A 14,530-nucleotide genomic window follows, 5' to 3' on the forward strand; every position below is an offset into this window, starting at 1 on the left:
AATATCGCAACAGCCGGGACGGGAACAGCCGGGGGAGGGGCTTTCTACTGCCCTCCCAATCTGTCAAAGTAGGTGATGACCTCTTCCCACGTCTTGAACTCGTCGCTGCCGAAAGGCAAAACCGTCCCAAGAAACTCGTCGTGCGGTACGGCAGAGAGAGGTAATCGCCATAGAGAAGTTCTGGATTATTGGTGAAAACAACATGATTCCATGCCGGGGCACTGAACGTTTCTTCTATCCACTGCTGCGCCCCGGTAAGGAAAGCAGGCCGGTTGGTCGGTGCAGGACAGACGAACAGGACGTTGTAATTGTCCAGTAGCAGCTCGTATGCCTTGTGGAGGCTCGACTTCGGCTTGCCGTAGCCGTCAGCGAGCGTGTCGTGATGGATGAGAACGGTGCGGCGTTCGCGTTTCTCCTGCCGGTCGTCTATCCAGCGGATGACGGGCATCAGGTAGTGGAAGATGGCTTTCTCTATGAGCCGGTGTTCCCCGTGGAAACGGATAGCCTGCGGATAGTGCTCATGGAAAAGGTCGAACGTGTGCACGACAGGGTCTTTGTCGCCGAACAGACCGAAGACCCGATGCTGTTCGTCGGGCGTTACGGCAGCGAAACACTGCTCCGTCATCTCCTTATATTCTTTCTGCAATGCCTTCGTAACGATGACTTCCTGCACGCCGTCGGCACGCTTGTTCTGATAGACCTGCTTGCCGAGCATATTGCTCTCGCTGATGGTGGAACCCATCTGAAAGGCCGGGTTCACGCAGATGCGGTCGTAGCCATACAGCATCTCCGTGTACATTCCTCCCATCGACGTGCCCACGATGAGGTCGGGCTGTTCTGCGGCGCAGAGCCGGCGCAGCAGCGTCATGGCGTCTTCGGGATGGATGGGCAGGTCGGGTGCAATGACCGTGGCTTGCGGCATGTATTCGCGCAGTATTTGGGCGGTATGGGTAGAGCCTGCCGACATGAAGCCATGAACATAGAGTATTTTCTTTCCTGCCATCAGGTCGGGGAAGGTCTTTTGATATTGATTTTCCATTTGCTAATTTGAAGTTGAAGGCGTTCCGAAAGATATTGCTCCCTTTTGTCGCCGGGGGTATAAGGACAGCGTCCCTGCTGCTTTCGCGCCCCTTGTTAGGGCTTCCCGCATCCCGTTAGCTACTCCCCTCTCTTCGGAGGGGGCTGGGGAGGCTTACACAATCGGCAGACTTATCCCATTGATTTTCTGATAAATGTCGAGCGCGTATATGTCGGTCATGCCGCTGATATAGTCGATAACCGCCATGATACGGGCTTCGAGATTCGGGTTCTGGATGTCGTACTGGCTCGAAAAGCGGCGGATGAGCTGCTGGCTGTGAAACTTCTCCGGCGCGAGTGCAGCCCCGATGAGGGCTTCCATCAGCGTCTCCATAATCTTGTAACCCGACAGCTCCACGTCGAGTACGGTCTTGCTGCGGTATATCTTCCTGACGGAAGCCTCCACGCAGTGTCGGTAGTTGTCGCGCTGCCGGGCTGAAATATGGTCGATGAGCGACCCCTCGAACGTCCCGGCAAGGATAGCCGCCTCGTTGTTGACGAACGCATTGACACATTCCGCCTCCAGTTTCCCGACCGCACAGGCCCTGAAGTAGACCACTTGCTCGTTCTCGTCGGTAACACCCTCTTCCACAATGCGCTGGCGGATGCTCTGCCTTGTCTCCTCGTCGAAGAATCCCAGAAGCAGCGTTGCCGTCTCGTCGAAGGAGAGAAGTTTCAGTTTGTGGGCATCCTCTATGTCCATTATCTCATAGCAGATGTCGTCGGCCGCCTCGACAAGGTAGACCAGCGGATGGCGCGCATAGCGGCACCCGTCGGCCGCGTCTTCCATGCAGACGATTCCCAGTTCGTCGGCAATCTTCCGATAGATGGACTCTTCCGTCCCAAAGAAGCCGAATTTTCCGTGCTTTCCTGCCTTTTGCGACGAGAGGGGATATTTCACCACGCTTGCCAGCGTGGCGTATGTCATCACGAAGCCGCCCTCGCGCCGTCCCAGAAAGCGGTGGGTCAGCAGGCGGAAGGCATTGGCATTTCCCTCGAAGTGGGTAATGTCGTTCCAGAACCGCTCGCTCACGCGTTCGCGTATGCACGCTCCCGGCCCCTCGGTGAAGAAAGTCTGAATGGCCTTCTCGCCGCTGTGCCCGAACGGTGGGTTTCCCATGTCGTGGGCGTAGCAGGCAGTCTGCACGATGGTTCCTATCTCCTCGAAGGGCGTCCCTGCCAGTTCGGGATGCAGCCGTGTCAGTTTTCGTGCCACGTCGTCACCGAGCGACTTGCCGAGCGACGCCACTTCGAGCGAGTGGGTGAGGCGGTTGTGGACGAAGACGCTGCCCGGAAGGGGAAACACCTGTGTCTTGTTCTGCAATCGGCGGAACGGAGCCGAATAGATGAGCCGGTCGCTGTCGCGCTTGAACTCCGACCGGTCGTCGTGGCGGAGGGAGTGGTGGTGCTCCTGTCCGAGACGTTTGCTGGATATGAGTTGTTGCCAATTCATGGGCGGTGGGTATTGATTGAAGGGTGGTAATGAAATGTTTTGAATAATTGCCGTGGCCCGAAAGCCGAACGCAAAAGTAATTAAAATTGGCTAAAAACGGGCTTTTTACATGGTAAAATTCAGCTATATGCCCGAAAATGAGTAATTTTGTACCTTATTAAATATGGAACTTGCCCCGCGCCTCCCACGGAGCGGAGTGTCTGGCGGAGATTGCCGAATACGTCCGGGTGGCTGCAACGGCTGCCGGAAGGAGTTAGACGATGGCCATATACCTGCCGTATGCACTCCCGTTTCAGATGCAGAGGAGGAAGTGCTGCAACTATCTGACAAACAGCCTGTTTCTGAGGGGCAACACGAAAACGGCACTTTGACACGACGAAAGTGCCGCTTTGACCGCATGAGAACGGCACTTTCGTTTTGCGAAACGGGCACTTTCGTCGGGCCGGAGGAAAAAGTCAGCCGCGGAGTGCCGCACATATAGCGAATCAAGGAGAAAACAACAGACAATGACAAAGATACAAATCATCAACCGGGGCAGGCAGCAGCTGCCTGCCTACGCCACCAGCCAGAGTGCCGGGATGGACCTGCGTGCCAATCTCGAAACCCCCGTCGTGCTCCGGCCGATGGAACGCCGGCTTATCCCGACAGGCCTGCACATAGCCCTGCCCGAAGGCTTCGAGGCGCAGATACGGCCACGTAGCGGACTGGCCCTGAAGCATGGCATCACCGTACTCAATACGCCCGGCACGGTAGACGCGGACTATCGGGGCGAAATCATGGTGTTGCTCATCAACTTCTCTACCGAGGACTTCACCATAAACGCAGGCGAACGCATCGCGCAGATGGTCATAGCCCGGTACGAGCAGGCAGAGCTGATAGAGGTGGAAGCCCTCGACGAGACCGGGCGCGGAACGGGCGGATACGGTCATACGGGCGTAGAATGAGAAGATATATAGCGCAATGAAAGTTTTTTCCAGACACCGTCTCCTTGCAGCGGCAGCCCTTGTGGTGGCGTCGCTGCTTCCGCTGTCGGCACAGACCGTCTCGAAGGACAGCCTGCAACGCTACAACTACTTCTTCTTGGAGGGACTGCGGCAGCAGGGGATGGGCAATATGGCGGCGGCCTTCGACCTCTTCCGCCATGCGCGCGACCTGAATCCCCGTGCCGCTGAGGTCTACTACGAGCTGGCAGGCTTCTATGCCGACCTGAAAGACGACCGCCGCATGGCAGAGAACTTCAGGCGCGCGGCTGCCCTTGCACCCGATAACCCCGTCTATCAGGAGCGGTTGGGGCAGCTGCATATCACGCAGAAGGAATACGACAAGGCGATAGATGCCTACGAACGGCTCTATTCGGCAAGCAAGGCACGCGTAGACGTGCTTGAGATACTTTTCCAGCTCTATGCCTCGAAGAACGACTACAAGGGGATGATAAGCGTGCTCGAGCGGATGGAGGTGCTGGAAGGGAGCAACGAACAAATATCGCTCTCGAAGATGCAGATATACGAGCAGATGGGCGAGAAGCACAAGGAGTATGACGAGCTTCGCTCGCTCGTGGCCAAGCATCCCTTCGACTACGACTATAAAGTCATGCTCGGCAACTGGCTCTTGCAGAACGGACGAAAGGCTGATGCCCTGAAAGCCTACAGGGAAGTGCTGAAGGACGAGCCGGACAACGTCATGGCCCAACTCTCGCTCTACGACTACTATCGCGAGACCAAGGCCTTCAGGCAGGCCGACGGCCTTTTGGTGCAGCTCCTCCAGTCGAGAAAGACAGGGAAGGATACCAAGATGGCACTCCTGCGGCAGACCATAGCCGACCATCAGGAGGCAGGGGCAAAAGACAGCACGGCCGTATTGGGATATTTCGACAAGGCACTGGCACTGCCGCAGGAAGATGCCGACCTCGTGCTCATGAAGGCTGCCTACATGACCTTGGTCAAGGCACCTGTCGAAGCCGTCAACCGGGTCTACGAGCAGGCCATTGCGGTAGAGCCGGAGAACTCGCACGCGCGTCTCTCCCTCATACAGAATGTTTGGGATGCGGCCGACTACGACCGCGTCATAGCCCTCTGCCGTCCGGCACAGCAGTATGCTCCCGAGAATATGGCGTTCTATTACTATCAGGGACTCGCCGAGTTTCAGAAGGGGGATAACGATGCCGCCCTGACGACTTTTCAGAAAGGAGTCGGCCAGATAAACAAGGACAGCAATCCGAACATCGTCTCCGACTTCTACGCCATCATGGGCGACATCCTCCACGGGAAGGGAATGGACACCGAAGCGTTCGCTGCCTACGACAGCTGTCTGCAATGGAAGCCCGACAACATCTTTGCCCTCAACAACTATGCCTACTATCTCAGTCTGAAAGGTATTGACCTTCAGAAGGCCGAACAGATGAGCTACAAGACCGTTCAGGCCGAACCGGACAACAGCACCTATCTTGATACATACGCGTGGATATTGTTCTTGGAAAAGCGGTACGGCGAGGCAAAGACCTATATAGAGCAGGCCCTGCGGGACAAAGATTCGCTCAGTAACGTCGTAATAGAGCATGTCGGAGACATCTACTCCATGAACGGCGACACGGCAAAGGCCCTCGAGTACTGGCAGAAAGCCCTTGATAAGGGAAATGACAGCCCGACGCTGAAGAAGAAAATAGCACAACAGAAATACATAGCAGAATGAAAAAAATCACCATATCATTGCTGTCGGCAGCCGCTGCCGTAGTCCTCACGGGCTGCGGTACGCAGAAGGCGGCGGTCAAGCCGTCTGCTTCTACGGCAACGGAGGCTTCGTCTCCTGTTGCTTCCGCCCAAAGGCAGAAGCTGGCGTTCGTACAGCGCGTGTCCGATCAGGCCCTCTATCAGAGGAATCTGGTCTCCGACCTGTCCTTTACCCTCAACAACGGGCGTAAGGATATCACCGTTCCGGGTATTCTCCACATGCGCAGGGACGAGGTAATCCGGCTTCAGCTCCTCATTCCCATCATCCGCAGTGAGGTGGGACGGATAGAGTTTACCAAGGATTATGTGCTTTTCATCGACCGGGTACACAAGCAGTATGTCCGGGCAAGCTACAGCGACGTGGCTTTCCTGCGCGACAACGGCATCAATTTCTACTCCCTCCAGTCGCTGTTTTGGAATCAGCTCTTCATCCCGAGGCAGCAACGGGTGAGCGAGGGCAGTCTGTCGCAGTTCGATGTAGACCTTGCCCGGCTTGCCAACACTGCTAATGCCAGTGTGCCCGTAACGCTGAAGGATGGCAAGATGACCTACCGCTGGATGGTGCAGACCCTCTCCGGGCTGATAGGGGAGGCGAGGGCGCAGTACTCCAGTGCCGCCCACGGCATGTCGACCCTTACATGGAGCTACTCCGACTTCCGGCCTTTTGGTTCAAAGAAGTTTCCGGCACGGCACAGTCTGACCATAGAGACGGAAGCGGTCAAGCAGAAAAAGACCCTGAAGGCGACTTTTGAACTCGACGGATTCAGCGACTCTGCCGACTGGGAGACTACAACCACGCTGTCTGGTAAGTATCAGCAAGTAAGCGTCGAGGAAATTCTCGGCAAACTAATGAAACTCTAAATGAAACGAATTTTACTATCTTTTCTTCTTTTCGCAGCCTGCACGCTGACGTCCTTTGCCCAACATCCCAATCGCAAGGCAAAGGCAACGGTTGCCGCATCTCAGCAGCCGGCGCAGAAGAAATCGCGGAAAGAGAATGGCAAGGCAAACCGGCAACAGGCCCAGACTGCTGCCACCAGCAAAGGAAAGCAGGCAGCGGCACCACAGAAGGGAAATAAGGCTGCCGCAAAGAGAAACGGCAAGCGTGGCAAGAAAGCTGCCAAGTCGCCGGGATATGTAACCACGGAGGAAATCAAGGGGCTTCAGCAGCAGAATCAGAAGATTCAGCAGGAAATTCAGGAACACGAGCAGGAATTCAAGGTGAAGCAGCAGGACGTGGACAAACGGTTGCAGAAGATTATGACGCTCGACACGGAGATTGGGCAGCAACAGAAGACCATCGACACGCTGGCATCCAATATCAAGGGGCTTGACAGCAATATAGGTATACTGAAAAGTCAGTTGAAGTCGCTTGAGGCACAGCTCGGGGAGCGTCGCGAACGCTTTATCCGCTCCATGCGGTATATGGCCCGGCACCGCAGCATACAGGATAAGATGATGTTTGTCTTCTCTGCCAAGAGTCTGACGCAAATGTATCGTCGCCTGCGCTTCGTTCGCGAATATGCCGCCTATCAGCGTGCGCAGGGCGAACTCCTTCAGGCGAAGCAGCGGCAGGTGGACGAGAAGCATGCCCAGTTGCGTGATGTGCGCGGTACGAAGAGCAATATGCTCTACAAGGACAGGCAGGTTCATGCCCAGATGCAGAACAAGAAGGCGGAGCAGCAGAACGTTGTCGCGTCGTTGCAGCAGGATCAGAAAGTGTTGCAGGGGGTCATTGCAGACCGCAAGCGCAAGCAGCAGGCACTTAATGCACAGATTGACCGGCTTGTTCAGATAGAAATCCAGAAAGCACGCGAGCGTGCTCTTGCTGAGGCGAAGGCAAAGGCTGCCGCAAGGGCCGCGGCTGCCAAGAAGCGTGCCGAGGAACTGGCACGCAAGAAAGCGGCTGCTGAGCTGCGGCGCGGGAGAATGCCCGTCGCATTGCCGAGGCGAAGGCACGTGAGGCGAAGGCCAAGGCGGAGGCTCAGGCTGCTGCGGCTGCAGCAGCAAAGGCACGTCAGGAAGCAGCGGCAAAGGCAGCTGCGGCAAAGGCGGCAGCCGAGAAGGCGCGCCGGGAGGCAGCATCGAAGGCTGCGACAGCCCGTGCCGAGGCTCTCAGGAAGGCCGAGGAACAGGAGGCGGCAGCCAAAGCTGCGGCTGAAAGGGCCGAGGCCAAGGCAGCGGCACATAAGGCCCGTGCCGACCAAGCGGCACGCGAGGCGGAGGCTTCGCGTATGGCGGCAGAGCGGAAGGCTGCTGCTGACAAGGAGCGTGCCGACCGTGAGGCTGCCGCAGCAAAGGCTGCATCGGCCGAGGACAACCTGCTCAGTTCTGCCGACCGTGCAGCGACGGGTAGCTTTGCCAATAATAAGGGTCGCCTTCCTATGCCGATGTCGGGCAAGATTATCAACCGCTTCGGTAGATATAAGGTAGATGGTGTTAGAAATGGGGAACTTAGCTGTCCGGGAATCAATATCAAGGGAGCGGGAGGCAGTTCTGTCCGCTGTGTCTATAAGGGACAGGTAACGGGCGTCTTCAACTCTTCGGACGGCATGGTAGTCATGGTTCGCCATGGGGCTTACATATCTGTTTACTGCTATATGGCCCATGTCAGTGTCAGCGTTGGTCAGTCTGTAAGTACGGGACAGACCCTCGGAACCGTCTCGTCCAACGGTATCTTGCAGTTCCAGCTCCGCAAGGAGACGGTCAAACTCAATCCCGAACAGTGGCTCCGATAGGGAATAAGCCCTACGCTATATATATAACGCCCTGCGCTGTATATATAATAATGAGAAGAAAATACCGCAGCGGACAATCCGCTGCGGTATTTTATGATAATCCCTCTGTCCCGTTGCGGGACACAGACGATGGATAAGACAGAAAAAGGCGGCTTTATGGAGCCGCCTTTATTTCTTGTAGGAGATGGTAAGTTATGCGTTGACTGCATCAGCCAGTTCTGCACCGGCCTTGAACTTGGCAACCTTCTTGGCTGCAATCTGAATCTTCTGCTTGGTAGCAGGGTTTACTCCTTCGCGGGCAGGACGTTCATTGATGGAGAATGTACCGAAACCAACGAGCTGAACCTTATCACCTGCAATAAGGGCGTTCTTGATAGCGTCGGTAGTTGCGTCCAATGCCTTCTTTGCGTCAGCCTTGCTCAAACCTGCAGCTTCAGCAATTTTCTCTACTAATTCTGTCTTATTCATAATTGATACTATTTAGTTGATTATTTTTACAAGTCTATTTCTAACAATGCTGCAAATATAGTCGTTTCCTTTTATAATCACAAACAAAAAATAAAGAAAAGTGTAGAAATACTGAAAAAAAGCCCCTATTCGGGGCGAATTGTGCTATATCACAGGATTTTTTCGTACTTTTGCGCTGTTTAATTCTCTAAAATACAACTAAGTAGATTACATTATGCGCAATATACCAACGATAACAAGGAACCTGCTTATTATTAATGTACTTGCCTACCTTGCTACTGTCGTTTTAGGAACTATCGGCATTGACCTCAACAACCTGTTCGGGTTGCATTTCTTTCTTGCCAGAGACTTCCAGTTCTGGCAGCTTATTACCTATATGTTCATGCACGGAGGATTGATGCACATAGCCATGAACATGTTCATGCTGTGGATGTTCGGCATGGTGATGGAGAACGTCTGGGGGCCTCGGAAGTTTCTGCTTTATTATATGGTGAGCGGTATCGGTGCCGGATTCTGTCAGGAACTGGCTCAATATGCCTCCTATGTGGCGGACGGACTTGCTGCCTATGACTATGTCAACATAGGTGGGATGCGCATGCTGATGGACACTTACCTGAACCAATGGACGACTGTCGGCGCGTCGGGAGCTATCTATGCGGTGCTTCTTGCTTTCGGAATGACTTTTCCAAACGAGCGTATGTTCATTATCCCCATCCCCGTCCCGGTCAAGGCAAAGTGGATTGTCATTGGCTCGGTTGCCGTAGAACTTTTCTCGGCTATCGGTACCAGCAGCGACGGTGTGGCTCATCTGGCTCACCTTGGTGGCATGCTCTTCGGCTTTATCCTTATCAAGTACTGGCAGAAGCATCCCTATTCGGGTTATGGAGACTTCGGAGTAGGCAAGGGGCAGCAGTTCTTTGACCGAATGAAGAACAGCTGGGAGAACCGTGCGCGGCGCGGTTCAGGGAGATTCGGACAGACGAATACGCACGGCAATGGCAGCGGATGGCAGTCGAATACCACCTCGGGCAGTCAGCAGCGTCCTGAAAGCGACTGGGACTACAACGCCCGCAAGCAGCGCGAGCAGGAACAGATAGACCGCATACTCGACAAGATTCGCAAGAGCGGCTACGATAGTCTGACCAAGGACGAGAAGCAGCAGCTCTTCGACAGCAGCAGGAAATAACGGCTGTAACCTCGCAGACAATGTTCCGTAAGATAAAGAAAGTGTCCTTTTGGCTTCTCGTTGCCGCCAACATTCTGGCTATCCTGCTGATGGCGGCAATAGGGAACGTCGACCATGTCCACCCTGTCGCCCATCCCCTGTGGGCAAATCTCGGGTTGGGCTTCCCCGTCATACTGGCTGTCAACGCTGGCTTTCTCGTCCTATGGATTTGTATCCGTTTCAGGATGGTATGGCTTCCGTTGCTCGGACTTCTCCTTTGCTATGTCCCGATACGGAAATACATTCCCTTCAATCCAACAAAAGAACTTCCCCATGGCACGATAAAGGTTTTGTCGTATAACGTTTATCTCTTTGCCCCATGGGATTTGCCGGAAGGCAGCAGCAATCCAATCATTGACTATATCATACAGAGCAAGGCTGACATTGTGTGCCTGCAAGAGGCCAATGCCGGGGAATCCAAGGCGGCAACGGACATTGATCCCATTGCGGAACTGGCCAAGCACTATGAACATATAGACACTGTTCACAAGCAGTCCGGCAGGGGCGACGTGCTGATGGTGCTCAGCCGCTATCCCATTCTTCGCAGGGAAATCATCCCCTACGAGTCGGACGGCAATATCAGTGTGGCTTACACCCTTAACATCAGGGCACGGAAACGCTGCTGGTCAACAACCATCTCGAGAGCTACCGGCTCGACCAAAAAGACAAGGACGGCTTCAAGTCGCTCGTCAGGCATCCTTTCGATACGCCTTCGTCCAAACGCGAGTCTGCCTACCTGATAGACAAGCTCGGCGAAGCCTCCGCCCTCCGTGCACCGCAGGCCGAAGCCGTGGCGCGCTATGTGGCGGAACGGCTCAACAGGAAGATGCCCGTCATTCTCTGCGGCGACTTCAACGACAATCCCATCAGCTATGCCCATCGGACGATTGCCGAGCGGCTGACCGACTGCTACATAGCGTCGGGCAACGGACCCGGCATATCCTATCACAAAAGCGGCATGCTCGTCAGGATAGACCACATCCTATGTTCTTCAGACTTTGAGCCTTACGGGGCGAAAGTAGACGACCGAGTAGGCAATTCCGACCATTATCCTATCTTTTGCAGGCTGAAATATCGTCCAAAACCTTAGATATGTGTCATTTTGTAGGTTATAAATTTCTGAAAATGTGAAAAAATGGTTATCTTTGCACGCTAACTATACTCATTGGGAACAATAAATTAAACAAACAAATAAAATGCAAAACAAAGGATTAGTAATTTGTATTGCCGTCTTGCTGACGCTCGCAAGCATCTTCTACTTGTCTTTCTCGGTAGCTACAAGCTACTACGACAGTCAGGCGGCAAAGATTAAAGACCCTATTGCGCAGCAGGATTACAAGGATTCTGTCAAGTATCTGGGTATTTATTCTTACCAAAAGTGTCTGGAGACACAGATTGGTCTGGGCCTTGACCTCAAGGGCGGTATGAACGTAATATTGGAAATTTCCGTTCCCGATGTAGTAGACGTACTTGCCGATCACAAGACCGACGCTGCATACGTCAAGTCCATGGAAGAGGCCAAGGAGCAGGAACAGACCAGCCAGAGCGACTTCATCTCGCTCTTCATCGATGCCTATCACAAGAACGCACCGGGACACAGGCTGGCCGAAATCTTCGCTACCCAGCAGCTGAAGGGCAAGGTCAGCACGCAAAGCTCTGACAACGATGTGGAGAAGGCACTGCGCGAGGAGGTTACGGCCGCCATCGACAACTCCTACAACGTTGTTACCAACCGTATCGACCAGTTCGGTGTAGTACAGCCAAATATCCAAAAGCTTGAAGGACAGGAAGGCCGTCTGATGGTCGAAATGCCGGGTATCCGCGAGCCGGAGCGTATGCGAAAGCTCCTCCAAGCTCTGCCAACCTCGAATTCTGGGAGACTTACAACAATCAGGAGATAGCTCCGTACTTGCAGCAGCTCGACCAGCGTCTCGCCAGTGGCGACACCAAGGTAGACACCACCAAGAACGACTCTACCAAGCAGCTCGCACAGGCTAAGCCGGCAGCCACTTCCAAATTCTCTCTGAAGAACGCCAAAACCCCGGCTGCCAATGCAGCGAAGGGCGAGAGCGCACAGATGGCAGCTGCCAAGAAGCAGCATCCGTTGCTGGCCATGCTGCAGCTGATGCCCAACGAGGCTCTCAGCCTTGTCGCTATGCCAACGTGCGCGATACAGCAGCCATCAACAAGCTCATACACGGTCAGCTGGCCGGTCAGGTGCTGCCGTCCGACCTCAAGCTCCTGTGGAGTGCGAAGCCTGCCGACGGCCTGCAGCAGAAGAATGTATTCGAGCTTCATGCACTGAAGATAACGACCTCCGACGGCCGTGCACCATTGGAGGGCGACGTGATAACGGATGCCAAGGACCAGTTCGACCAGTTTGGCCGTCCTGAAGTCAGCATGACGATGAACTCAGAGGGCGCACGCCAGTGGGCCGCCATTACCAAGCAAATATCGGAAAGGCCGTTGCCATCGTGCTCGACGGTCTTGTGTACACCTCTCCGCGCATCAATAGCGAGATTGACGGTGGTCAGTCGTCCATCTCCGGCTCGTTTACCGTTGAGGATACCAAGGACTTGGCCAACACCCTGAAGTCGGGCCGCATGCCTGCTCCTGCCAAGATCGTACAGGAAGAGGTCGTTGGTCCTACCTTGGTGCGCAGTCTATCCAGCAGGGTCTTGTATCTTTCGCCATCGCATTCGTACTCCTGATGGTTTACATGGTACTGATGTACAACCTCATTCCGGGTATGATGGCCAACCTCGCCCTGCTCGCCAACCTCTTCTTTACCTTGGGCGTGCTTGCCTCCTTCCAGTCTGCGCTTACCATGCCGGGTATTGCCGGTCTTGTGCTGACCCTCGGTACAGCCGTGGATGCTAACGTGCTCATCTACGAGCGCATCAAGGAGGAGCTCCGATTGGGCAAGGGCATGAAGCAGGCTCTGAAGGAAGGATACAGCAATGCCTTCTCGGCCATCTTCGACTCGAACCTTACTTCGCTCATTACAGGTGTAATCCTGCTCATTACGGGTACTGGTCCCATCCGCGGTTTCGCCACGACTTGGATCATCGGCTTGGTCATCTCGTTCTTCACAGCCGTATTCCTGACCCGCCTTATCTTCGAGAACCGTGTCGCAAACGACAAGTGGCTGAACCAGACATTCAGCACCGGCTTCTCCAAGAACTTCATGCAGAATGTTAACTACCGCTTCATGAGCATGTACAAGAAGAGCTTTACCGTTTGGGGTATAGCCGTTCTTATCTGCGTTGTCAGCTTTGCCGTGCGCGGCCTGAGCCGGAGCATCGACTTCACGGGTGGACGCAACTACGTCGTAACGCTGAACAAGGCTGCTCAGGTTGAGGATGTCCGCAAGGTGATGAACGGAGCTTTCGTCAACACCGTGGGCGAAAATGCCGGCAAGCCTGCCACTACCACCGTCATTGCACTGGGTACCGACGGCAAGACCGTCCGCATATCCACCAACTACAATATCGAGTCCAACGACCCGATGGAGGACGACAAGGCAGAGACCATTCTCTATACAGCCTTGAAGAAGGGCGGATTTGTAAGTCAGGCCAATGTGGACAGCTTCAAGAATCCTGACATCCGCGAGGGCGGTTCTATCATTCAGAGTGCAAAGGTAGGCCCGTCTATTGCGAAGAACATTACCTACAACGCCTTCATGAGCGTTGCACTGGCTATCTTCTTCATCTTCGTTTACATCCTCGTTCGTTTCCGTAACATCGGCTTCTCCGTCGGTTCTATTGTCGGTCTGGTGCTTGATACCACCATCGTTGTCGGTCTCTTCTCTCTCTGCTACGGCTGGATAGGATTCTCGCTTGAGATAGACCAGACATTCATCGGTGCCATCCTGACGGTTATCGGTTACGATATCAACGATACAGTGGTGGTTTACGACCGTATCCGCGAGAATCTCCGCAAGCACAAGCACAACCTTGCGAAGACGGATATTCAGGGACTTTTCAACAACTCCATCAATCAGACGCTGTCCCGTACCATCAATACGTCGGCATCAACGCTTATCGTATTGCTTGCCATCTTCATCCTTGGCGGCGACAGTATCCGCAGTTTTGCCTTCGCAATGATTATCGGTATCATTATCGGTACGCTGTCTTCTATCTTCATCGCTTCACCGGTAGCTTATCTGGTGCTCGGCAAGAAGATTGAAAACCGTCTTGCCGATGAGAAGATGGCAGCGGCTGAAGCAGAAGCATAAAGACTAAAGGTTAAACATACGTTATTAGCTCGTGAGAGCTGTCGAAGGTTATCAGCTCGTGAGAGCAACGTAACCAAAACACAATCCGGGGTTCCCTACTATAAGGGACCCCATTTTTTGTATCCGCATGCAGGTCTGCCTGTTTCCGGCCGTCAGATAGCCGTAAAATGAAAGTGCCGTTCTCGCTATATGAGAACGGTACTTTCGCATCATCAAAACGCCACTTTCGCTGGGCGGGAACGGCACTTTCATTTTTTCGTCAGCCTGCTCCCGGGAATCGCCCCCATTCGTACAAATCAAGGATGATGGTTTATGGGTCGGACAGACACGGGGTCTGTCCCTACACGCCGGGTGGTTTCTCTTTGGTTGCAGGGCGGTATCCGTTTGTCTGTAGGGACAGACCCCGTGTCTGTCCGCCTGCGTTGCGTGCTTTGGCTGAATCAGTCTGCCTTTTGTCTGTAGCGCGCTCTCTTTGTCATCAGGCTGTTTTCGGGAATTGCCCCCATTTATCTAAATCATGGATGATGGTTTATGGGTCGGACAGACACGGGTCTGTCCCTACGCGTCGGGCGGTGTCTCTTTGGTTGCAGGGAGGTATCCGTTTGT

General features: G+C 54.1%; 10 protein-coding genes and 4 pseudogenes. 11 read left to right on the forward strand and 3 right to left on the reverse strand.

The annotated features are described in order from the left end of the window. Nucleotides 1-44: 44 nt before the first annotated feature. Both JCM15908_RS11345 and dgt read right to left on the reverse strand, forming a co-directional pair. Nucleotides 45-1,039 (reverse strand): annotated as a pseudogene (locus JCM15908_RS11345) (YqiA/YcfP family alpha/beta fold hydrolase). 153 nt (nt 1,040-1,192) lie between these two features. Further along, complete coding sequence (gene dgt / locus JCM15908_RS00395) at nt 1,193-2,530, reverse strand: dGTP triphosphohydrolase (protein ID WP_025001837.1); 1,338 nt, start codon at nt 2,528-2,530, stop codon at nt 1,193-1,195. 163 nt (nt 2,531-2,693) lie between these two features. Here dgt and JCM15908_RS14495 point away from each other — a divergent pair, with 163 nt between their 5' ends. From JCM15908_RS14495 to JCM15908_RS11350, 5 genes and pseudogenes are all read left to right on the forward strand, one after another. Next, nucleotides 2,694-3,011 (forward strand): hypothetical protein, encoded by a 318-nt coding sequence (locus JCM15908_RS14495; RefSeq protein ID WP_148295477.1) that lies wholly within the window; start codon nt 2,694-2,696, stop codon nt 3,009-3,011. 25 nt (nt 3,012-3,036) lie between these two features. Then, on the forward strand, nt 3,037-3,474 hold the full coding sequence (gene dut / locus JCM15908_RS00405) for a dUTP diphosphatase (protein ID WP_025001838.1): 438 nt from the start codon (nt 3,037-3,039) through the stop codon (nt 3,472-3,474). A gap of 16 nt (nt 3,475-3,490) precedes the next feature. Next, on the forward strand, nt 3,491-5,218 hold the full coding sequence (locus JCM15908_RS00410) for a tetratricopeptide repeat protein (RefSeq protein ID WP_025001839.1): 1,728 nt from the start codon (nt 3,491-3,493) through the stop codon (nt 5,216-5,218). Continuing rightward, nucleotides 5,215-6,117, forward strand: a complete 903-nt coding sequence (gene lolB1, locus JCM15908_RS00415) for a lipoprotein insertase outer membrane protein LolB1 (RefSeq protein ID WP_025001840.1) — start codon at nt 5,215-5,217, stop codon at nt 6,115-6,117. The genes JCM15908_RS00410 and lolB1 overlap by 4 nt, the downstream gene beginning before the upstream one ends. Next, a pseudogene (locus tag JCM15908_RS11350) lies at nt 6,118-7,994 on the forward strand (murein hydrolase activator EnvC family protein). 192 nt (nt 7,995-8,186) lie between these two features. Here the strand turns inward: JCM15908_RS11350 and JCM15908_RS00425 are convergent. Continuing rightward, complete coding sequence (locus JCM15908_RS00425) at nt 8,187-8,462, reverse strand: HU family DNA-binding protein (RefSeq protein ID WP_025001841.1); 276 nt, start codon at nt 8,460-8,462, stop codon at nt 8,187-8,189. Nucleotides 8,463-8,676: 214 nt separating this feature from the next. On the opposite strand from JCM15908_RS00425, the gene JCM15908_RS00430 reads away from it, so the two are divergent. The 6 genes and pseudogenes from JCM15908_RS00430 to secF all read left to right on the forward strand — a co-directional run bounded on the left by JCM15908_RS00430 (nt 8,677) and on the right by secF (nt 13,924). Further along, nucleotides 8,677-9,648 (forward strand): rhomboid family intramembrane serine protease, encoded by a 972-nt coding sequence (locus JCM15908_RS00430; RefSeq protein ID WP_025001842.1) that lies wholly within the window; start codon nt 8,677-8,679, stop codon nt 9,646-9,648. Nucleotides 9,649-9,668: 20 nt separating this feature from the next. Next, nucleotides 9,669-10,777 (forward strand): annotated as a pseudogene (locus tag JCM15908_RS11355) (endonuclease/exonuclease/phosphatase family protein). A gap of 106 nt (nt 10,778-10,883) precedes the next feature. After that, the gene (locus tag JCM15908_RS15680) at nt 10,884-11,588 is read left to right on the forward strand and encodes a preprotein translocase subunit SecD (protein ID WP_506256104.1); all 705 of its coding nucleotides are present in this window, start codon (nt 10,884-10,886) and stop codon (nt 11,586-11,588) included. Nucleotides 11,589-11,596: 8 nt separating this feature from the next. Then, the gene (locus tag JCM15908_RS15685) at nt 11,597-11,992 is read left to right on the forward strand and encodes a hypothetical protein (RefSeq protein ID WP_506256105.1); all 396 of its coding nucleotides are present in this window, start codon (nt 11,597-11,599) and stop codon (nt 11,990-11,992) included. Between the two features lie 41 nt (nt 11,993-12,033). Continuing rightward, a pseudogene (locus tag JCM15908_RS15690) lies at nt 12,034-12,398 on the forward strand (SecDF P1 head subdomain-containing protein). Beyond that, nucleotides 12,395-13,924, forward strand: coding sequence for a protein translocase subunit SecF (secF, locus tag JCM15908_RS15695; protein ID WP_506256107.1), 1,530 nt, complete (start codon nt 12,395-12,397; stop codon nt 13,922-13,924). The pseudogene JCM15908_RS15690 and the gene secF overlap by 4 nt, the downstream one beginning before the upstream one ends. Nucleotides 13,925-14,530 lie beyond the last annotated feature (606 nt).

The sequence above is a fragment of the Prevotella dentasini JCM 15908 genome, assembly GCF_000614065.1.
Taxonomy (GTDB): domain Bacteria; phylum Bacteroidota; class Bacteroidia; order Bacteroidales; family Bacteroidaceae; genus Prevotella; species Prevotella dentasini.